Origin of the sequence: Rahnella sp. JUb53 (genome assembly GCF_004346065.1) — a bacterium.
GTDB classification, from domain to species: Bacteria; Pseudomonadota; Gammaproteobacteria; order Enterobacterales; family Enterobacteriaceae; genus Rahnella; species Rahnella variigena.
Genome location: NZ_SLYT01000006.1, coordinates 74,855 through 94,531, shown reverse-complemented (window position 1 = coordinate 94,531; position 19,677 = coordinate 74,855). Strand labels below are relative to the sequence as shown.

Here is a 19,677-nt window from a genome sequence, read left to right as displayed (position 1 = left end):
TTATTTAGAAGACGTCAAGGAAGGAGAAGGCGCAGACCAGCGCTGGCGATAACGCTGGAAAACACTGCGGATAAGACCACGGTTGAGGCTGGCAGAACGACCGATGACTACCAGGATCAATAGCGCGCCGGACAGCGCACTGGAAACCTGACTGGAGACGCCGACCATCTGCAAGCCCTGCTGGAGATACCCGATCAGCAGCGTCGCCAGCGCCGTGCCGAGAATGGAACCTGAACCGCCGTAGATATTGGCGCCGCCAAGCACGACCGCCGTGATAGCGGGCATCAGCAAAGCGTTGCCGAGATCAGAACGGGCTGAGCCGAAATAAGACGTCATCAGGATGGCGGCAACCGCAGAGGCCAGGCCGGTCATCCCGTAAAGGGCAAACACCGTGCGGCTGACCGGCAATGCGCCATAGCGCGCCACGCGGGCATTCTGTCCGATGAGGAAGACATTGCGACCGGTGCGACTGCGGTGCATCAGCAGCCAGAAAAACAGCGTCGCCAGCAGGAAGATCACCAGCGGCATCGGCAGCCCCATCACCACCTGATTAGCAAAGTTGGTGAACGCATCAGGGAAATTACCGATACCCTCGAAACCCGTCGCACCCGCCAGCCCGGAAAGCAGTAAGGCGCTGCCGCCGAACAGATAAAGCGTGCCAAGCGTGATGACCAGCGGGTTAACCCCGGTATAAAGAATAAGAGCCGCATTCAGCAAACCACAGGCCGCGCCGAGCGCCAGCGTCATGATGATCGCCAGTGCCAGCGGCACGCCAGCCTGACAAAGTACGCCGAGCGCGATGGCGCACAGGCCGATGGTTGAACCGAAGGAAATGTCGATGCCGCCGCTGACAATCACCAGGGTCAGCGGCAATGCCACAATTCCGATGGTGATGAAATCGCTGGTGCTGAACAGCAGCGTATTCGCATCCAGCATGCGCGGATTGGCGAAACCGAACAGTAAGATTTCGATGACCAGTAACGCCAGCAGCGCGATTTCCCAGCCATATTGTTGGAGTTTATTCATCACATCACCCCGCTTTTTTTGCTGGTACTTAACCGACGGCTGGTATTTTTTGATGGCTGAGATTTACGTTCAGCAGGTTTCTTCTGAAGCGGCGGACTGGCCGTCAGGAAGCGTGAATATTTCTGACGCCGCAGGTTTTTCTCCAGCGCCTGTCGTAACCTGCCGTCGAATACCAGCACCGCCAGCAACACCAGTCCGGCGATAAAATCGTTCCACCAGGCAGGAAGGCGTAACAGCACCAGCACACTGTCGATTTGTGTCAGGAAATACGCGCCGAGCACCGCGCCGAGTATAGATCCGGTGCCGCCGAGCAGGCTGATACCACCCAGTACGCAGGCGGCAATGGCTTTCATTTCCAGTCCGCTACCGGTCTGATTAGGCACAAAGCCGATTTGCGAGGCGAAGACAATACCGGCGATGGCCGCCATCATGCCGTTGATGCCGAACGCCAGAATGCGTACGCGGTTCACAGCGACACCCAGTTGCCGCGCACCTTGTAAGTTATCGCCCACCGCGTAAAAACTGCGGCCAAATACGGTTCGGCTGAGCATCCAGAACATCGCCACCAGTAAAACCATCACCAGCCAGCCCAGCGATGAAACGCTGAGAAACACCGGTTCGGACAACGATTTCAGTCCTGCAGGTAAGCCTTCAATCCATTTGCCGCCGGTCATCAGCAACATCAGCCCGCGGTATAAACCCAGTGTGCCGAGGGTGGCGACAATCGCCGGAATGCGCAGCCAGGCCACCAGCACGCCGTTAAATAATCCCGCCAGCAAACCGGTGCCGAGAGTTGCCACACAGGCCAGCGGCAGGTTCATGCCACTGTTGAGCAAAACCCCCAGCGTCACGGCGCAGAGGCCGGTAATGGAACCGACCGACACGTCGATATTGCGGGTGAGCATCACCACCGTCGCGCCCATCGCCAGCAACATCAGAATTTGTGCGCTGCCGAAAATCATGCCCAGCGTCTGAAAGCTGAACGACTGCCTGTCCATCGCGCCGAGTAAGGCAAACAAGGCGATGATCGCCATCAGCGCGGTCAGTTCACGGTTGTTTTGTATCCGCTTCAGCATGAAGATCCTCCGGTGGCGGGGGTTTTGGCGTGATTACCAAACGCGATGTGCATAATGTTGCTGACGTTGATGTCGCTGCCCTGCAACTCTCCACTCATTTCGCCCTGATGCATGACAAAGACCCGGTCGGCCAGCCCTTCAATTTCATCCAGATCAGAAGAAATCAGGATCACCGCCACGTTCTGTTCGACGACATTGCGCAGCAGCTGATAAATATCCGCTCGCGCAGAAACATCAACTCCGCGCGTTGGTTCATCGACGATCAGCACCGCGGGCTGGGCTTCCAGACATTTCGCAATCAGCAATTTCTGCTGATTTCCGCCGGAAAGCGTGCGGGCAGTTTGCGACCCGTCGCGATATTTGATACCCAGCGCACGGTGATAACGCTCCAGCACTGCCGCCTCACGTTTGATATTCAGCCACCAGCTGTGACGGTTGAACGTGAGCGATGTGGTGTTCCAGCTCAATGGCGCATCCAGATAAAGGCCGGACGCCTGCCGGTCTTCCGGCAAATACACCAGCCCTTTTCTAAGACGTTGTAAGGTGCTAAACCCGCTGATGTCCTGTTGCAACAAAAGCACCTGACCGCTTTGTGCATCCCGCAGGCCATACAGGGTTTCGGCCAGTTCGGTGCGCCCAGCGCCGACAACGCCTGCCAGCCCGACGATTTCCCCGGCGCGGGCGCTGAATGAAATATTGATAAACCCTTCACCGGTCAGATTTTGCACCTGCAAGACCGGCTGGTTTCCCGACGAATTACGCCGTGCTCCCGGTAAATCCAGCCACAGCTTTTGTTCTGCGGGCAGCGCCGCGGCCTGCGTTTGCGGTGTGATAGCCGCAATCAGCGCATCGTTATCCAGCTCAGAAAGCGCGCCGCTGAGCGCAATTTTACCGTCGCGCATCACGCTGACCCGGTCGGCAATGGCGCGGATTTCCGGCAATTTGTGCGAGATGAACACCACGCCGACGCCCTGCGCCGTCAGGTGTCGAACCTGCTTAAACAGTCGGGCGGATTCCGCGGGAGTCAGCGAAGCCGTCGGTTCATCGAGGATCAGCAAACGCGCATCACGCATCAGCCCGCGCAGAATTTCCACCAGTTGCTGATCCGCCACTTCCAGCGTTCCGGCCAGTGAACCGAGCGGCAGATTGCAGCCCAGTTCAGTCAGCGACTGTTGCAGTTTTTTCTCGCTGGCCTGGTGTGCGGGAAGACGGAAAAGAATGTTTTCGCGCACGCTGAGGCTCGGAAACAGCATCGGTTCCTGCGGCACCAGATAGATACCCGCCTGATGTGCTTTGGCAGGTGTCAGCGCCACCAGCGGCGCGCCACCAAGTCGCATTTCGCCCCGGTCGGCAATCTCGACACCGGCGATGATTTTCATCAGCGTCGATTTCCCCGCGCCATTCCCGCCCAGCAGTGCATGTACCTCACCGCATTGCAGGCTGAAATCGATATCTTTCAACACCGCAACACCGGAAAAGCTTTTACTGACACCGCTGACCTGCAACAGCAGGTCCGGGGATGGTGCGTCTGCTGATGAGTTTTCGCTGGACTGCATACGCTGGCCTCGGGTGAGATACATTAAGTGAACAAATGTATTTATTGTTTAACAATGTTCATAAAGTTAGTCTGTGGTGACGCGGAAAACTTTTGCCCTGATCACAGTTTGTTCAACTCATATACTCTGCGTTATGATTCGGGCAGTAATCATTTGAAATTTGCCAAATACATCACAGTTAACAACATTTCGTTAACGAACAATTGATCTACATTTTGATAAGTGTTCACTATGAATGACAAAACAACGCTTTCCGATTTGACTAACCATCCGGAATTCAGCATGGGTGAAGAGGAACTGCTGGCGCGCACCGCGTGGTTCTATTACCACGACGGCCTGACCCAGAATGAGATTGGTGAACGGCTCGGACTGACACGGCTTAAAGTGTCGCGCCTGCTGGAAAAAGGCCGGCAATCCGGGGTGATCCGCGTACAAATCAACTCGCGTTTTGAGGGCTGTTTGTCGCTGGAAAACACGCTGCTTGAGCGCTTTGGTTTGCAGCAGGTTCGTGTGCTGCCCCAGCTTGCCGACGGTTCGCTGAGCGCACGACTGGGCGTCGGCGCGGCGCATATGCTGATGACGATGTTAAAACCAGAGCAATTGCTGGCCGTGGGATTTGGCGAAACCGCCATGAGCACCTTGCAGCATCTGAGCGGGTTTATCGCCTCTCAGCAGATCCGTATGGTGACGCTTTCCGGCGGAGTCGGTCCGTATATGACCGGTATCGGGCAGCTTGATGCAGCCTGCGGCGTGAGCATTATTCCTGCGCCGTTGCGGGCGTCATCAGCCAGCGTGGCGACCATTTTCCGTCAGGAACGCAATGTTCACGACGTGATGCTGGCGGCCTGCGCTGCGGATATCGCCGTCGTCGGCATCGGTTCGCTGAACCAGAAACAGGAGGCGACCATTTTGCGCTCCGGTTATATCAGCGAAGGCGAACAGCTTTTATTTGGCCGTAAAGGCGCAGTAGGCGACATTCTCGGGTTCTTTATGCAGCGCAATGGTGAGCTGGCGGAAAACATGGCGATCCACGACGAACTGATTGCCGTCGCACCGGACGAACTGGCCAGCATTCCGACGGTATTAGGCGTAGCGGGCGGAGTCGAGAAGGCCGAAGCAATTGTCGCCGCACTGAAAGGCAAACGAATAAACGCACTGGTTACTGAAGAGAGCACAGCAAGAGCCATGCTGGCGCTGCTCGGCTGACCCGCAGGGAGTGAGGGGTGTGGCGGTCAGGTAACCGGTGCCCGATAAACTGGCACGAGAGAACATCACGATGACCCCTACCCTGAACTCTGACGACGATCGTAGCTATCTGATGGCGCTGGATGCCGGTACCGGCAGTATCCGGGCGGTAATTTTCAATCTTGAAGGTGAGCAGATTGCCGCCGGACAAGCAGAGTGGATCCATCTCGCCGTGCCGGATGTCCCCGGTTCGATGGAGTTTGATCTGCAAAAAAACTGGCAGCTTGCCTGTCAGTGTATTCGCCAGGCGCTGCATGAAGCGCATCTCCCTGCTTCCGCTATCAGTGCCGTTGCCGCCTGTTCTATGCGCGAGGGCATCGTGCTGTACGACAAATCCGGCGAGCCTGTCTGGGCGTGTGCCAACGTCGATGCCCGCGCCAGCCGTGAAGTCTCCGAATTAAAAGAAATCCACGATTTCGAATTTGAACGCGAAGTCTATGAATGCTCCGGCCAGACGCTGGCGCTGAGCGCAATGCCGCGTCTGCTGTGGCTGGCGCATCACCGGCCTGACATTTACCGGCAGGCAGCCACCATCACGATGATCAGCGACTGGCTGGCGTATATGCTCAGCGGCGAGCTGGCGGTGGATCCGTCCAACGCCGGCACCACCGGTATGCTGGATTTAGCCACCCGCAACTGGCGCCCTGAACTGCTGGATATGGCGGGGCTTCGCGCCGATATGCTTTCGCCGGTGGCAGAAACCGGTACCCGCCTCGGCTATGTGACGGCCCGCGCTGCGGATGCCTGCGGCCTGAAAGCCGGAACACCCGTCGGCATGGGCGGTGGCGATGCGCAACTGGGCACGCTCGGCCTCGGGCTGGTGCGTCCCGGTCAGACGGCGGTTCTCGGCGGTACATTCTGGCAGCAAATTGTCAATCTGCCGCAAGCGGTCACCGATCCGGAGATGAATATCCGCGTCAATCCGCACGTCATTCCCGGCATGGCGCAGGCTGAATCCATCAGTTTCTTCACCGGCCTGACCATGCGCTGGTTCCGCGATGCTTTTTGTACGGAAGAAAAAACCATGGCGCATCGTCTTGGCGTGGATGCCTACAGTTTGCTGGAAGACATGGCGGCGCGGGTACCCGTCGGTGCCTGGGGCGTGACGCCGGTATTCTCGGATGCGATGCATTTCAAGAACTGGTATCACGCCGCCCCGTCTTTCATCAATCTTTCCATCGATCCTGAAAAGTGCAACAAACCGGTGCTGTTCCGTGCGCTGGAAGAGAACGCCGCCATCGTCTCGGCCTGCAATCTGGATATGATCGCTGCATTTTCGGGCGTACGGGCCAAATCGCTGGTGTTCTCAGGCGGCGGTTCGAAGGGCAAATTGTGGTGTCAGATTTTAAGTGATGTGACCGGCGTTCCGGTGAATGTGCCGGTGGTAAAAGAAGCAACCGCGCTGGGTTGTGCGATTGCAGCGGGTGTCGCTGCAGGTGTGTATTCGTCGCTCGCCGACACCGGTGAAGCGCTGGTGCGCTGGGAACGGGAATATCAGCCGGATGTGGCGAATCACGCAAAATATCTGGTGCAGAAAGCCAACTGGCAGGAAGTGTATGCGGATCAGCTTGGGCTGGTGGACAGGCAGCTGACGACGTCGATGTGGAAAGCACCAGGATTGTGAGGGTTAGCCACCCTAACTGGCTGCCTGAGGTCAAGGTCGTGGGCTCGCCGCCCACACTAGCTTTAAGGTCAACACCTTGGGCTGCCACCCAAACTGGCCTTAAGAGGCGCCTATCGCCGCGCCTCTTAAGAATCTCCGGCTCTTTCACTACGCGCTATCGCTAGACACTATGTTTCAGTTACTACAGTGACAGGCTGGAAAGCTTGCCGCTACGCGGTCCCTTCTCTCGGTGTTCGAGCCCTACGTCTCGAACCCGCTCCGTTCAGCAAGTTTTCTGAATCGCCCGCATGATCTTAAATTCAAAACCAAAATCCAAACTGCCATTGATTGAGAAGGTGTCGCAGGTTCCAAACTCACCATGATTACTGGAACATAGCCAGCAAGCGGAGCGTCTGTTGAAAAAGCGAAACTATCAAGTCCATAACTAAGAGGCCATAACGCCCAGTTATTTGACACTCGCCATCGGCGGATCCATCGCCACTTTGCCTTTCACTGATTTGTTTTTCACTCTTCTTGACCACATCGCTGTCAGGATCGGCACCAGTATCGAGGTAACGATAACCGAAGTAGCGACCAGCGCCGTGGCGGCCGGGGCGATAGGTTTGAACTGCGGCACCATTTCGGCAATCAGTACCGGAGTCGCCACGGCGGCACCCGCGGAACTGGACGCGGCGATACCTGCGGTGCCATCCCCAGCGCCGATAAATTTGTCGGCGAGGATCAGCGGGATACCGGTGATCACAATGACTGACACGCCCAGCAATATGCCTAACAGACCGGTTTGTGCGATGACGCTCAGGTTGATGGTGTTACCGAGGGCGAAGGCGAAGAACGGGATCAGCGTTTGTACCGCTTTGCTGAAGAATTCACGCAGTTCAGGATCCAGATTGCCTAAGCCAAAACCGACCAGGAATGGCAACACTGCGCCAACGAACACATGAGGTTCAAAGGACGCAATCCCTGCTGTGCCCAGGATGACCATCGTCATCAGCGGGCCGGATTCGAGAGACATCAGGACGAAAGCCCCCGCCTCTTCTTTGGTGCCGTATTGCTGCATTACTGAGGCATACAGGCCGCCGTTGGTCATGTCCATTGCGGCGACCAGCGCCAGTACCGAAAGCCCGGCGAAGAAGCCAAACTCTACGCCATTCTCCGGCATAAACCGTGATGCTATCGCCGCCACAACCCAGGCGACCGCGATTTTCGTGACCACCAGCGTGCCTGACTTACGCAACACGGTTCCGGTTGCGCTCAGTTTGATCGAGGCTCCCATGCAGAAGAACCACACTGCCAGAATCGGTACGGTGCCGGTCATCAGTCCGTTAGTGAAAGAGCCAAAATATTTGCCTGAGTCGGGCGCGAAGGTATGGCACAACGCACCAAGAAAGAGGGGTACTAACATCATTCCGCCAGGGATTTTTTCTATCGCTCGTTTAATGTGCATATTTTTTCACCTGATTAAGAGTAACGGACCACTGAATGCCGCTACGTTATCCATTTATCAGGTGTATAAAAGTGACTCGCCTCATAAATTGAAACGATGTTTCTATTTTTTAGATCGGTAGTTTTATTAATTTATTCCGTCAATATTTAATTTCGGAGCGCAATCACATTTTCAGATTTTTATTATTCAGAAGGTGCCTGTCAGAAAACAAAAAACCCGCAGCAGTTGCCTGTGCGGGTTCGGTATGGCGGGAATGAAAATCAACTGATTGACGTTGTTCCGAAAGCCTGGCGCCAGTCGGCATCAAATTTTTCGACGGCCGCCTGCACTGCGGGTGTATCGAGCAGTTGCTCAGCGACATCGACCGGCAGAGTGATTGACTGACAACCTGCCAGCAGACAATCCATCGCCTGGCGGGGCGTTCTGAAACTGGCCGCCAGCACTTTTGCATGTGGCGCATGAAGATTCAGCAGGGTCTGCAACTCCTTCACTACCGCAATACCATCACCGCCCTGCGCGTCCAGACGGTTGACGTAAGGCGCGACATATTCAGCCCCTGCCAGTGCCGATAATAACCCCTGACCCGCCCCGTAAACGGCGGTGCCGAGGGTCGGGATATTCATCCCTTTCAGTTTTTTAATCGCGGCCAGACCTTCACGGGTTACGGGGACTTTTACCACTAAACCAGATACGCGCTGCGTCAGTAACAACGCTTCCGCTACCATCTGTTCAGCATCAGACGCCATCACCTGCGCGAATAATTTGCCATTACCGCCCAGCGCATCCCGCAACGCAGGTAACACTTCCCACAGCGATTTACCTTCTTTCGCCACAATGCTGGGATTTGTCGTCACCCCCTGCAACGGCAATATGCGTGAAAGACGTTTGACCGCAGCCACATCAGCAGTATCGAGATACAACTCCATAACCCTCTCCTTAAACATGTGAGCAAATGCAAAGTTCAGTGAGTGTACGCCTGCAAGCAGAAGATTTGTTGATCATCATCAAAATCACTTTCGAATGAAAGCATGTAAATTACGAAAGAAGAAAAAGACACAAAGGAGTGTCGAGATGATTTTCAATGTGCAGCGTTATTCCACACATGATGGCCCCGGGATCCGCACAGTCGTGTTTCTTAAAGGCTGTTCGCTGGGATGCACCTGGTGCCAGAACCCGGAAAGTCGCTCCGCCAGCCACGATATTTTGTTCGATACCCGCCTGTGCAGCACTGGCTGTGACTATTGCGCGCAGGTCTTCCCACATGCAGTCAGTGTTGAGGATGGCAGGATCCGCGTCCGGCAGGAAAATTTTACTGCGGCAGATTTATGTCAGATAGAACAAACCTGCCCTTCCGGCGCGCTGAGCGTGTGCGGAAGTGAGGCAGATGTCGATGAACTGATGCAGCAAATTTTACGTGATAAACCTTTTTATCAGCGTACCGGTGGCGGCATCACGCTTTCCGGTGGTGAGCCTTTTATGCAACCGCAAACAGCACAAACGTTACTGCAACGCTGCAAACAGGAAGGTTTGCACACGGCGGTGGAAAGCTGTCTGCATGTGCCGTGGAAATACATTGAACCCTCACTCGGTGCGCTCGATCTGGTGCTGGCCGATTTAAAACATGTCGGGGATGAACCCTTCAGACGCCTGACCGGCGGCTCGGTAAAACGCGTGATGGATAATTTTCGCCGTCTGGCCGCTGCCGGACAACGGCTTATCGTGCGCGTTCCGTTAATTCCCGATTTCAACGCTGACCGTGCGTCCATCCGGCAGATTGTGGATTTTGCCGCTGAAGAAACCGGCTGCGAAGCCATTCACTTTTTGCCGTATCACACACTTGGCATCAATAAATACGCCCTGCTCGGGCAACCTTATCTGGCTCCGCGCCAGCCGTTAAATGACCCTGACCTGCTGACGTTTGCCGAAGAATACGCCGCACAAAAAGGGCTATGTTCACAGTTAAGAGGATAAGAATAATGACCCAGCTGAATCTGAATACCCTTTCCGCCCGGATCCGCTCACACAAAGATGCCCTGATCCATATCGTAAAACCACCGGTCTGTACTGAACGCGCGCAGCATTACACGCAGATTTATCAGCAACATGCCGACAAGCCGCTGGCGGTGCGTCGCGCCCTGGCGCTGGCTGAACATCTGCGCCAGCGAACTATCTGGATCAAACATGATGAACTGATTGTCGGGAACCAGGCCAGTGAAGTCCGTGCCGCGCCGATTTTCCCGGAATACACCGTCGGCTGGATCGAAAGTGAAATCGATGCGCTGGTGGACCGGCCGGGTGCGGGTTTTGCCGTCAGCGAAGCCAACAAAAAAGTTCTGCATGAAATCTGCCCGTGGTGGCGTGGTCAGACGGTTCAGGACCGTTGCTACGGGATGTTTACCGACGAACAGAAAGCGCTGCTCGAAAGCGGGATCGTGAAAGCTGAAGGGAATATGACGTCAGGAGACGCGCATCTGGCGGTGAATTTCCCGCTGCTGCTGGAACTCGGGCTTGACGGTTTACGTCATAAAGTGGACGAACGCCGCAGCCACATTCAGCTGACAGACTGGGAAGATCTGCACAAAGAACAGTTGCTGAAGGCCATTGATATCACCCTGACTGCCGTGAGCCATCATGTTCTGCGCTTCGCTGAGCTGGCGCGTGAAATGGCAATTTCTGAAACCCGCGAAAACCGCCGTGCGGAATTAGTGACCATGGCAGCGAACTGCGAAGTGATTGCCCACCGGCCACCCGAGAATTTCTGGCAGGCGTTGCAGTTATGCTATTTCATTCAGCTGATTCTGCAGATTGAATCCAACGGACATTCCGTTTCGTTCGGGCGTATGGATCAGTATCTGTATCCGTTCTACCGCCGTGATGTGGAGCTGGAACAGACGCTGGAACGCGGTCAGGCGATTGAGCTGCTGCAAAGCTGCTGGCTGAAACTGCTGGAAGTGAACAAAATTCGCTCCGGCACACACTCAAAAGCGTCGGCAGGCAGCCCGCTTTATCAGAACGTCACCATCGGCGGCCAGACTTTGCATCACGGCGTGGCGGCGGATGCGGTCAATCCACTGTCTTACGCGGTGCTGGAATCCTGCGGACAACTGCGTTCTACCCAGCCGAACCTCAGCGTGCGTTATCACGCCGGTATGAGTAATGACTTCCTTGATGCCTGCGTACAGGTGATCCGCTGCGGCTTTGGGATGCCTGCGTTCAACAACGATGAAATCGTCATTCCTGAATTCATTAAGCTGGGCGTCGAAAAGCAAGATGCTTATGATTATGCAGCCATTGGTTGTATCGAAACCGCGGTCGGCGGCAAATGGGGATACCGCTGCACCGGCATGAGTTTCATCAACTTTGCCCGTGTCATGCTGGCGGCGCTGGAACAAGGCAAAGACGCGAAAAGTCATACCCGTTTCCTGGCTCAGGAGCGCGGTTTGTCGCAGGGTAATTTCGATAACTTCGAACAGGTTTTTGCGCAGTGGGATGAACAGATCCGTTATTACACCCGCAAATCAATCGAGATTGAATGCGTGGTCGATACGGTGCTGGAAGAAAACGCGCAGGATATTTTATGTTCCGCACTGGTCGATGACTGCATTGAACGCGGCAAAACCATCAAGCAAGGCGGCGCGAAATATGACTGTGTATCCGGTTTGCAGGTCGGTATCGCCAATCTGGGTAACAGTCTGGCGGCAGTGAAAAAGCTGGTCTTCGAGCAGGGAACTATCGGTCAGCAGGAACTGGCTGAAGCGCTGGCTTCCGATTATGAAGGGCTGGATGGCGAGCGTCTTCGTCAACGCCTGATTAACGGCGCAGAGAAATATGGCAACGACCATGACGGCGTGGATAATCTGCTGGTGCGCGCCTATCAGTGTTATATCGACGAACTGTCGAATTATCACAATACCCGCTTCGGTCGCGGCCCGATTGGCGGCACGTATTATGCGGGCACGTCGTCAATTTCCGCCAATGTGCCTTTCGGGGCAGCCACCACGGCAACGCCGGATGGTCGCAAAGCCTTTACCCCGCTGGCCGAAGGCGCAAGTCCGGCATCGGGTACCGATCATCTCGGTCCGACCGCCGTATTTAACTCGCTGGGTAAATTGCCGACTGAAGCAATTCTTGGCGGTGTATTGCTGAACCAGAAGCTCAATCCGGCTTCACTGGAAAACGAAAATGACCGCCAGACGTTAATGCTGATGTTGCGGACTTTCTTCGAGGAACATCACGGCTGGCATGTTCAGTACAATATTGTTTCCCGCGAGACATTACTGAAAGCCCGTGAAGAGCCGCAGAACTATCGTGACCTTGTGGTTCGCGTGGCCGGATATTCCGCGTTCTTTACCGCCTTATCGCCGGAGGCTCAGGATGATATTATCGCCCGTACTGAACACTCACTTTAATGTTCTCAACTGATATTTCTTTTTTTGGGCGGTTCCGGCCGCCCTTACTTTCGGGCGATTATGAACGACAGACAACAAATTATTCTGCAATGGGTAAATGACAAACAACGTATCAGCGTGTCTGAGTTATCACAGATTTGTCAGGTTTCCGAAGTCACGATCCGCCATGATCTGACCCAGCTCGAGCAGCGCCATTATCTGCGCCGGGCCCACGGTTTTGCCGTCGCGATCCAGACTGACGACGTGGATACCCGCATGATGTCGAATTTTGCACAGAAACAGAAACTGGCAAGATTTGCTGCATCATTGATTCAGGACGGAGAAACTGTGTTTTTCGAAAGCGGCAGCAGTATCGCCCTGCTGGCACAATATCTTGCTGACAAAAAGAATCTGACTGTGATTACCGTCAGCAGTTATGTGGCGTCATTATTGAAAAGTATGCCATGTGACGTGGTTCTGCTGGGCGGAATGTATCAGAAAACCAGTCAGACCGTGGTCGGCCCGCTGACCAGACTGTGTCTGCAACAAATGAATTTCAGCAAGGCGTTTATGGGGATTGACGGTTTCACAGAGTCGACGGGTTTTACCGGTCGCGACATGCTGCGCGCCGATGTAGTGAATGCGGTGGTAGAGAAAGGGGCGGAAAATATCGTCCTGACCGATTCCTCTAAATTTGGCCAGATCAATCTCAATCCGCTCGGTCCTGTCAGCGCATTCAGCAGGGTGATCACTGACGATAAATTGTCACCCGAGTACCAGCAACTGCTTTCTGCGGCTGGCATTAAGGTCAGCCTTGTGGGCTGACCTTTGGCATCAAAAGGTTTACTGCCCGTAGTTTACTGCCCGTAATAAGCGTTTTTTCCATGCTTGCGAAGATAGTGCTTATCTAAAAGTTGCGGCTGCATATCCGGCAGCTGCGGCGATAACTGACGCGAAAAAATCCCCATATACGCGATTTCTTCCAGTACGACGGCATTATGCACGGCGTTATCTGCGTCGGTTCCCCAGGTAAACGGTCCGTGTGAATGCACCAGAACCGCCGGAATATCCGCCGGTGACAGGTTTCTTTCCGCAAAGGTTTTGACGATCACTTCGCCGGTTTCCCATTCGTAACGCCCTGCAATCTCCTCTTCCGTCATCCGGCGGGTGCAGGGAATATTGCCGTAGAAATAATCCGCATGAGTGGTGCCCCAGGCCGGAATGTCCAGACCGGCCTGCGACCAGATGGTCGCGTGGCGCGAATGCGTATGAACAATACCGCCCGCTTGCGGAAAATTGAGATACAGCACCCGATGGGTATCGGTATCCGAAGACGGCTTTTTGCTGCCTTCTACAATTTTGCCAGTTTCCAGTTCCACCACCACCATGTCGTCCGCGCCCATGTGGTCGTATTCCACGCCCGAGGGTTTAATCACGACCAGCCCGAGCGCGCGGTCAACAGCGCTGACATTTCCCCAGGTAAAGGTCACCAGATTGTGGCGCGGAAGTGCCAGGTTGGCCTCTAATACCTGCTCTTTAAGTTGTTTCAGCATCTTGGTTCCCTCATATTGCGATGCTTTATTGTCTGGGGTGCGGAGGTGTGCAGGTATGGGGCAAATCGCTAAAGAGTGCGTACAGATCTGCTGCAAACACAAAAGTGCCAGCCGGGCGAGATGAGGGATGAAATGTCACCGGCTTTAGTCTTTTGTGCTCCGGTGAAGCTTTGCGCTGGTGAATTAAGATTATTCACCTAGTGAATGAATGGTGGTTTCACTATTTTAATTCAACGGATGCAAAAGTGCGTCCGGATGATACGAAATATAAATAAAGGTTCGGAACAGCCAAAAAATTTATTAGTAGTGTGAAGGATCACAAGGTGAATTTCGGTGATAACGCTGCAACTTACCTATACTTATAAATGATGCTGAACGTTAATCCTTTGAGGAAGATAACTATGATGCTCGTAAATAAACGCGTTGCCAGTATTGCACTGGTTCTGACTCTTGCGATGTCTGTTACCGCCTGCGGTAACTGGTCTAAACGTGACCGTAACACGGCAATTGGTGCCGGTGCCGGTGCACTGGGTGGTGCGGTTCTGACTGATGGCAGTACTTTAGGTACATTAGGTGGCGCAGCAGTCGGTGGTATTGTGGGTCATCAGGTCAGCAAATAAAAACAGAATCAAAAAACAGAAAGACGCTGCGCTGTCGACCGGCGCAGCATCTTGTTTACATCAGCCTTCTTCACATCAGCTTAAGTACATCAGCCGCCAGCCAGCTTCACTTTCATTCCTTTCGCTTCCAGCAACTGTTTCAGCAGGTCACGTTTATCGCCCTGGATCTCAATCACGCCCTCTTTCACAGCTCCGCCACAACCGCATTTCTTTTTCAGTTCTGCCGCGAGTTTTTCCAGTGCTGCATCATCAAGATCAACGCCGGTGATCAGACACACGCCTTTGCCTTTACGACCGCTGGTCTGGCGCTGAATACGCACAATACCGTCACCTTTCGGGCGCGCGACGACGGCCTTCGGCTCATCAATCCTGCCGCTGTCGGTTGAATAGACCAGACGGTTGTTGTTGTCATTGCTCATACGTTTCCCTCTTAACGCAGTGATGCGCGGATATCACGCAGGGTCTGCGCCGGATCGGCGGACTGCGTAATCGGACGGCCAATCACCATATAATCCACACCGGCTGCCAGCGCTTCCTGCGGGGTCATGACGCGACGCTGGTCGTCAGCTTTACTGCCCGCCGGACGAATGCCCGGTGTCACCAGCTGGAACGCCTGCCCCAGCGCAGATTTAAAGCGCGTCGCTTCCTGAGCAGAACACACCACGCCGTCCAGACCACAATCGCGGGTCAGACGTGCCAGACGCTCAGCGTAATCCGCAGGGGAAAGTGTAATGCCTAAATCCGCCAGGTCACTGCCTTCCATGCTGGTCAGCACGGTCACTGCAATCAGCAACGGTGCATCTTTACCAAAGGGTGCCAGCGCTTCTCGGGCTGCGGTCATCATGCGCGCACCGCCGCTGGCGTGAACATTCACCATCCACACGCCCAGATCCGCCGCAGCGGCAACGGCACGTGCGGTAGTGTTAGGGATGTCGTGGAATTTCAAATCCAGAAAAACGTCAAAACCGCGGCTTTGCAAATCTTTGACCATCTGCGGACCAAAATGCGTGAACATCTCTTTGCCCACTTTCAGGCGGCAATCGCGGGGATCAATCTTATCGGCAAAAGCCAGCGCAGAGGCTTTGTCGGCATAGTCAAGTGCGACAACAATAGGTGATGTATTTAAGTCATTGTTGTTAATGTTATTTTCAGACTTCATATCGTCAGCCTCTTGTGTGAATTCAAATCAGAAAGGGGAAATAATTTTTTTGCCGCCCGCATTTTACATGGCAAGACGCTGAATTCACAGCTACACATAATGTGACAGATTTATTAAATTTTTGTGAATCACTAGACGATGCAACAAGGCTGGCATAGCTTGTTACTTTTACTCTAAGGAAAGGCTGAAAAATGAGTGAGATAACAACCCTGACCGTCAAAATCCCGGTTGAATTAAAAGAACTGATCAAAAACGCCGCCGCTGACGCAGAACATTCATTAAGCGCAGAAGTGGCAGCACGCCTGGAACAGAGTTTTAATCCTGCTGCGCCAAAAAGCAAAAAGGCCGCCAAAGCAACCGAACACGAGATTGATAACCAGCATCTGGCGGAAGAAAGCGAACCAGCCCTGACCGCCAAAGAAATCAAGAAATTGCGTACCTTACTGAGCACGCGTAAGACGAGCACCAAGAAGAAGTAACACTGAGAATCAGAACGAGACAGCCGGAGGGACAGCGAGTCAAAAGATCACTGTCCGTCCAGTCCTCTTATAGGCTTGATCGTCGCCCAGCCCCGGCATGACGGGCAATGCCAGTACAATGAATGCGCGGTGAAGCCGCATTTGTGGCAACGGTAACGCGGTTTGGTACGGATTTGCTCGCCTACCATGTCGCGCAGTAAGACCAGACTTTCCTTCGCACGTCCCTCTTCTGCATCCGCAAGATGGTAATCCATCAGGTGATGGAACACGCGCATCGTCGGATGGCGTTGCAGCTGACGGTTAATGTAGTTCTGCGCCGTCTCACGCCCTTCCTCATTATGAATGATTTCCGCCAGCATCAGCTCCGCAGCCGCACCGGTATTTTCATCCACACAACGTTTGAGGAATTCAGCCCAACCGAGAGTATCTTTCAGGTGCTGATAGCATTCCTGGAGCATCGGCAACGCTTCACTGACCAGCTCTTTATCCTGCTCCAGCACGCGCTGCAGGGCTTCTGTCGCTTTGCGGTATTCACCCTGCGCCAGCAAAATTCGCCCTTGCATGATAGAGACGCGGGCGCAGAGTTTATCCGCAGCAGCCGCTTTTTTCAGCAGCCCCATCGCTTTATCAAAATCATCGGCAACGATCGCCTGTAAGGCCAGTTCGCACCAGAAATGCGCGATTTCTTTACGGCGATTTTCTTTACCCAGTTTGACCAGTCGCTCAGCCACATCGATGGCATTTTGCCAGTCGCTGGTTGCCTGATGGATGATCAACAGTTGCTCAAGCGCAAACAGCTGGAAATCCTGCTCTTTAACCAGCTGATTGAACATGTCTTCGGCGCGGTCATAAAAACCGGCAGCCATGTAGTCACGTCCCAGTTGCTGGACGGCAAGCAGGCGTTGTTCGAAGGTCAGTGAGGCGCTTTCCATCAGTGACTGGTGGATGCGGATTGCGCGATCCACTTCGCCACGGGAGCGGAACAGGTTACCCAGAGTCAGGTGCGCTTCGACTGTGCTGCTGTCCTCTTTTAACATCTCAAGGAACAGGTCGACCGCTTTGTCCTGCTGATTGGAAAGCAGGAAGTTAACCCCCGCTACGTATTCACGCGACAGGCGGTTAGCATTTTCCTGTTTATCCTGCTGAGAACTTCTGCGCCCCATGTACCAGCCATAGGCGGCCGCAACGGGCAACAACAGAAACAGCAGTTCTAACATAGAGGATTATTCCTTGCTGACATCATAAGATGCTGCTGGCGGCGTAACGACAGCCGCGGGCTCAATTTGTTGTTCAAGACGTTTGATTTTACGTTGCGCGCGCCCCAGTGACAGACGGACGCGAAGATAGAACAACCCGCAAATGACCCAGCCGAGGATAAAACCGGTGGCAAACAGCACGGCAAGTAGTGTGGAAACGCGATAGTCACCCTGCGCCAGCAAATAGTTAAAGGTCACAGTCTGATCGTTATGGGCACCCAGAGTGATAGAAATCACAACGATGACCAGCAAAAATAAAAAAATCAGCAGATATTTCACATTCGTTCCTGTAATGCCGGATGTTCCGGATGAATTATGCCAAAAACTCTCGTCCCGACCTAATAAGTTAGCATTTCCGAACAAAGCTGGGAAATATTGCAGTGGCTTTAGATGCAGTCTGTATCAACTTCGACCAATTTTAAACACTATATCCGAAGTTGCGCATATCACTGCCATCAGGCCAATAAGAAGTATATGGGGATTCAGTACGGGGAATTAAAGGGGCGCGGCGAACGCCCCTTTTGGTGACAAACACTTACCGGTTTTGTCCGGTCATTCGCGCTCACGAATTTCCTGATTTTCTGCCGGCGGTGGCGTCAGCGGGCCGATGTAACGTTCGGTCAGCCAGCAGGCCACCGTCACCAGTATCCAGCTGATCCCCACGGATGCCAGCAGGTCACGCGGCCAGTGCATACCCAGCATCAGGCGGCTGCCCATAACCACCACTGCCCACACCATCAGCACCGTGACCGTGTTGTAGTGCTTACGGCGCCACAACAGCCCGATACCTAACAAAGCCCAGGTAGCCGCAAACATGGTATGACCGGAAGGAAATGCGTATCCGGTATCGTTCTGCCAGCTTTTGTTCAGCCAGTGCGGGATTTGCACGTTATCGCCCAACACTTCTTTCACCTGAGCGCTGCGCACTTTCCTTTTCTGGGCGTAAAAATCCTCAACATCCATATGATGGTCAGTACCCAGCCACGCCACATAGGGCCTCGGCTCACGGACTTCCCCCTTGATGTAATCTTTCGCATACTGCCCGACCAGCAGAGAGGCGATGATAATCAGGCCCAGTCCGATGGCGGGTTTAAGCCGAAAACGTAGACACCACAAAAACCAACCACAAAGGATCACTGTGGTGATGATTCCCCACGGCTGACTCACGGTTTCAGTGACCCAGTACAACGGGCGCAACACGGCCGGATTTCCTCCCGGCACCCAGAGCCAGCCGCTTATCCATACCGCTGCGGGCATCAGCATTAAAATTACAGCCCCGAGAGCGGTGCGTTTGGCGATATCAAACATAGTTGTCCTTTCCGTCAGTCGTAAAAAAGAATTGGAGTGTAGCAACGTTGTCACTGCATCACATTCTCAACGCTTAGATTGTTGAGGATGCAGTTATAATTCATATCTTATTAACTAATCGTTCAAATATTCCCGCTAAAATGAACAGCAAACTGTGGCAAAATGGTGCCCTGTCATGATGGAAAGGCACCGATTCCCTATCCACAGGCCGCATCTGAACGTAGGATGCGCATCAACAAGTAAAATACTCACTGTGAATCAAGACTATTTGTGGTTTTTTTGGAGCGTAAAATGCAGCTGAAACGGGTGGCAGAAGCCAATCTGCCAACACCTTGGGGCGATTTCCTGATGGTGGGTTTTGAAGAATTGGCCACCGGGCACGACCACCTGGCGTTAGTTTTTGGTGACATCAGCGGTGAAACACCCGTTCTTGCACGAGTTCACTCTGAATGTCTGACCGGTGATGCTTTATTCAGCCTGCGCTGTGACTGTGGTTTTCAGCTCGAAGCAGCACTGAATCACATTGCTGAGGAAGGCCGCGGTATCCTGATGTATCATCGTCAGGAAGGCCGTAACATCGGCTTGCTCAATAAAATCCGTGCTTATGCGCTGCAGGACAAAGGCTACGACACCGTTGAAGCCAACCACCAGCTCGGGTTTGCCGCTGACGAGCGTGACTTCACGCTGTGTGCGGACATGTTCAAACTGCTCGGCGTGGATTCCGTTCGTCTGCTGACCAACAATCCGAAGAAAGTCGAAATCCTGACTGAAGCCGGGATCCATATTACCGAACGCGTCCCGTTGATCGTGGGCCGTAATCCGGAAAACGAGCGCTACCTGTCGACCAAAGCAGCCAAAATGGGTCACCTGCTCGATAAGTAACGGCTATATAGTCCGATGAAAATATTAAGGGCACCTTAAGAAGGTGCCCTTTTTTATGGCA

General features: G+C 53.9%; 19 protein-coding genes. 8 read left to right on the top strand and 11 right to left on the bottom strand.

Annotated elements, in window-relative coordinates; all coding sequences use genetic code 11:
* The 3 genes from lsrD to lsrA are packed head-to-tail and all read right to left on the bottom strand — an operon-like array spanning position 1 to position 3,658.
* Positions 1-1,029: an autoinducer 2 ABC transporter permease LsrD gene (gene lsrD / locus EC840_RS15370; RefSeq protein ID WP_276320322.1), complete on the bottom strand. Its 1,029-nt coding sequence runs from the start codon at positions 1,027-1,029 to the stop codon at positions 1-3.
* Positions 1,026-2,102 (bottom strand): autoinducer 2 ABC transporter permease LsrC, encoded by a 1,077-nt coding sequence (gene lsrC, locus EC840_RS15365; RefSeq protein ID WP_132965989.1) that lies wholly within the window; start codon positions 2,100-2,102, stop codon positions 1,026-1,028. Before lsrC ends, lsrD begins: the two co-directional genes overlap by 4 nt.
* Positions 2,096-3,658 carry an autoinducer 2 ABC transporter ATP-binding protein LsrA gene (gene lsrA, locus EC840_RS15360; RefSeq protein ID WP_132965988.1) on the bottom strand — a complete coding sequence of 521 codons (1,563 nt, stop codon included), beginning with the start codon at positions 3,656-3,658 and terminating at the stop codon, positions 2,096-2,098. The genes lsrC and lsrA overlap by 7 nt, the downstream gene beginning before the upstream one ends.
* A 231-nt stretch (positions 3,659-3,889) precedes the next feature.
* Here lsrA and lsrR point away from each other — a divergent pair, with 231 nt between their 5' ends.
* Together lsrR and lsrK are read left to right on the top strand one after the other, a co-directional pair.
* Positions 3,890-4,864, top strand: a complete 975-nt coding sequence (lsrR, locus tag EC840_RS15355) for a transcriptional regulator LsrR (RefSeq protein ID WP_112288400.1) — start codon at positions 3,890-3,892, stop codon at positions 4,862-4,864.
* 70 nt (positions 4,865-4,934) lie between these two features.
* Entirely contained in the window at positions 4,935-6,527 is a 1,593-nt protein-coding gene (gene lsrK / locus EC840_RS15350; protein WP_165929040.1) for an autoinducer-2 kinase, read from the top strand.
* A 445-nt stretch (positions 6,528-6,972) separates the two neighbouring features.
* Here the strand turns inward: lsrK and kdgT are convergent, their stop codons facing one another.
* Positions 6,973-7,971, bottom strand: coding sequence for a 2-keto-3-deoxygluconate transporter (kdgT, locus tag EC840_RS15345; RefSeq protein ID WP_132965986.1), 999 nt, complete (start codon positions 7,969-7,971; stop codon positions 6,973-6,975).
* Between the two features lie 260 nt (positions 7,972-8,231).
* Entirely contained in the window at positions 8,232-8,897 is a 666-nt protein-coding gene (gene fsa / locus EC840_RS15340; RefSeq protein WP_120161432.1) for a fructose-6-phosphate aldolase, read from the bottom strand.
* A gap of 145 nt (positions 8,898-9,042) precedes the next feature.
* Between fsa and EC840_RS15335 the strand changes: the two genes are divergently transcribed.
* The 3 genes from EC840_RS15335 to EC840_RS15325 are packed head-to-tail and all read left to right on the top strand — an operon-like array spanning position 9,043 to position 13,184.
* Positions 9,043-9,942, top strand: a complete 900-nt coding sequence (locus EC840_RS15335) for a glycyl-radical enzyme activating protein (RefSeq protein WP_132965984.1) — start codon at positions 9,043-9,045, stop codon at positions 9,940-9,942.
* Between the two features lie 5 nt (positions 9,943-9,947).
* Complete coding sequence (locus EC840_RS15330) at positions 9,948-12,380, top strand: formate C-acetyltransferase/glycerol dehydratase family glycyl radical enzyme (protein ID WP_132965982.1); 2,433 nt, start codon at positions 9,948-9,950, stop codon at positions 12,378-12,380.
* Between the two features lie 60 nt (positions 12,381-12,440).
* Entirely contained in the window at positions 12,441-13,184 is a 744-nt protein-coding gene (locus tag EC840_RS15325; protein WP_132965980.1) for a DNA-binding transcriptional regulator YciT, read from the top strand.
* 32 nt (positions 13,185-13,216) lie between these two features.
* On the opposite strand, the gene araD is transcribed toward EC840_RS15325, so the two are convergent.
* Positions 13,217-13,912, bottom strand: a complete 696-nt coding sequence (gene araD / locus EC840_RS15320; RefSeq protein ID WP_112288857.1) for an L-ribulose-5-phosphate 4-epimerase — start codon at positions 13,910-13,912, stop codon at positions 13,217-13,219.
* Between the two features lie 401 nt (positions 13,913-14,313).
* Here araD and osmB point away from each other — a divergent pair, with 401 nt between their 5' ends.
* A complete protein-coding gene (gene osmB, locus EC840_RS15315; RefSeq protein WP_056780657.1) occupies positions 14,314-14,532 on the top strand; it encodes an osmotically-inducible lipoprotein OsmB in 219 nt (72 codons plus the stop codon).
* An 89-nt stretch (positions 14,533-14,621) separates the two neighbouring features.
* Here osmB and yciH read toward each other — a convergent pair whose 3' ends face one another.
* Together yciH and pyrF are read right to left on the bottom strand one after the other, a co-directional pair.
* Positions 14,622-14,951, bottom strand: coding sequence for a stress response translation initiation inhibitor YciH (gene yciH / locus EC840_RS15310; protein ID WP_132965978.1), 330 nt, complete (start codon positions 14,949-14,951; stop codon positions 14,622-14,624).
* An 11-nt stretch (positions 14,952-14,962) separates the two neighbouring features.
* Positions 14,963-15,691 (bottom strand): orotidine-5'-phosphate decarboxylase, encoded by a 729-nt coding sequence (gene pyrF / locus EC840_RS15305; RefSeq protein WP_112288855.1) that lies wholly within the window; start codon positions 15,689-15,691, stop codon positions 14,963-14,965.
* Positions 15,692-15,882: 191 nt separating this feature from the next.
* On the opposite strand from pyrF, the gene EC840_RS15300 reads away from it, so the two are divergent.
* Positions 15,883-16,170, top strand: coding sequence for an Arc family DNA-binding protein (locus EC840_RS15300; RefSeq protein WP_112288854.1), 288 nt, complete (start codon positions 15,883-15,885; stop codon positions 16,168-16,170).
* A 47-nt stretch (positions 16,171-16,217) separates the two neighbouring features.
* Here EC840_RS15300 and lapB read toward each other — a convergent pair whose 3' ends face one another.
* The 3 genes from lapB to pgpB all read right to left on the bottom strand — a co-directional run bounded on the left by lapB (position 16,218) and on the right by pgpB (position 18,734).
* A complete protein-coding gene (gene lapB / locus EC840_RS15295; RefSeq protein WP_112288853.1) occupies positions 16,218-17,387 on the bottom strand; it encodes a lipopolysaccharide assembly protein LapB in 1,170 nt (389 codons plus the stop codon).
* A 6-nt stretch (positions 17,388-17,393) separates the two neighbouring features.
* Entirely contained in the window at positions 17,394-17,705 is a 312-nt protein-coding gene (locus EC840_RS15290) for a LapA family protein (RefSeq protein ID WP_095925116.1), read from the bottom strand.
* A 273-nt stretch (positions 17,706-17,978) separates the two neighbouring features.
* Positions 17,979-18,734 carry a phosphatidylglycerophosphatase B gene (gene pgpB, locus EC840_RS15285; protein WP_129639849.1) on the bottom strand — a complete coding sequence of 252 codons (756 nt, stop codon included), beginning with the start codon at positions 18,732-18,734 and terminating at the stop codon, positions 17,979-17,981.
* Between the two features lie 291 nt (positions 18,735-19,025).
* Here pgpB and ribA point away from each other — a divergent pair, with 291 nt between their 5' ends.
* Positions 19,026-19,616, top strand: coding sequence for a GTP cyclohydrolase II (gene ribA, locus EC840_RS15280; RefSeq protein ID WP_095921676.1), 591 nt, complete (start codon positions 19,026-19,028; stop codon positions 19,614-19,616).
* Positions 19,617-19,677 lie beyond the last annotated feature (61 nt).

What these genes read in the sequence shown, in the direction of transcription:
- kdgT (WP_132965986.1), bottom strand. Translation starts at nt 7,971, where the DNA reads ATGCACATTAAACGAGCGATAGAAAAAATCCCTGGCGGAATGATGTTA.
- EC840_RS15335 (WP_132965984.1), top strand. Translation starts at nt 9,043, where the DNA reads ATGATTTTCAATGTGCAGCGTTATTCCACACATGATGGCCCCGGGATC.
- pgpB (WP_129639849.1), bottom strand. Translation starts at nt 18,734, where the DNA reads ATGTTTGATATCGCCAAACGCACCGCTCTCGGGGCTGTAATTTTAATG.
- pyrF (WP_112288855.1), bottom strand. Translation starts at nt 15,691, where the DNA reads ATGAAGTCTGAAAATAACATTAACAACAATGACTTAAATACATCACCT.
- EC840_RS15300 (WP_112288854.1), top strand. Translation starts at nt 15,883, where the DNA reads ATGAGTGAGATAACAACCCTGACCGTCAAAATCCCGGTTGAATTAAAA.
- EC840_RS15325 (WP_132965980.1), top strand. Translation starts at nt 12,441, where the DNA reads ATGAACGACAGACAACAAATTATTCTGCAATGGGTAAATGACAAACAA.
- lapB (WP_112288853.1), bottom strand. Translation starts at nt 17,387, where the DNA reads ATGTTAGAACTGCTGTTTCTGTTGTTGCCCGTTGCGGCCGCCTATGGC.
- fsa (WP_120161432.1), bottom strand. Translation starts at nt 8,897, where the DNA reads ATGGAGTTGTATCTCGATACTGCTGATGTGGCTGCGGTCAAACGTCTT.
- lsrK (WP_165929040.1), top strand. Translation starts at nt 4,935, where the DNA reads ATGACCCCTACCCTGAACTCTGACGACGATCGTAGCTATCTGATGGCG.
- lsrA (WP_132965988.1), bottom strand. Translation starts at nt 3,658, where the DNA reads ATGCAGTCCAGCGAAAACTCATCAGCAGACGCACCATCCCCGGACCTG.
- yciH (WP_132965978.1), bottom strand. Translation starts at nt 14,951, where the DNA reads ATGAGCAATGACAACAACAACCGTCTGGTCTATTCAACCGACAGCGGC.
- ribA (WP_095921676.1), top strand. Translation starts at nt 19,026, where the DNA reads ATGCAGCTGAAACGGGTGGCAGAAGCCAATCTGCCAACACCTTGGGGC.
- araD (WP_112288857.1), bottom strand. Translation starts at nt 13,912, where the DNA reads ATGCTGAAACAACTTAAAGAGCAGGTATTAGAGGCCAACCTGGCACTT.
- lsrR (WP_112288400.1), top strand. Translation starts at nt 3,890, where the DNA reads ATGAATGACAAAACAACGCTTTCCGATTTGACTAACCATCCGGAATTC.
- osmB (WP_056780657.1), top strand. Translation starts at nt 14,314, where the DNA reads ATGATGCTCGTAAATAAACGCGTTGCCAGTATTGCACTGGTTCTGACT.
- EC840_RS15330 (WP_132965982.1), top strand. Translation starts at nt 9,948, where the DNA reads ATGACCCAGCTGAATCTGAATACCCTTTCCGCCCGGATCCGCTCACAC.
- lsrC (WP_132965989.1), bottom strand. Translation starts at nt 2,102, where the DNA reads ATGCTGAAGCGGATACAAAACAACCGTGAACTGACCGCGCTGATGGCG.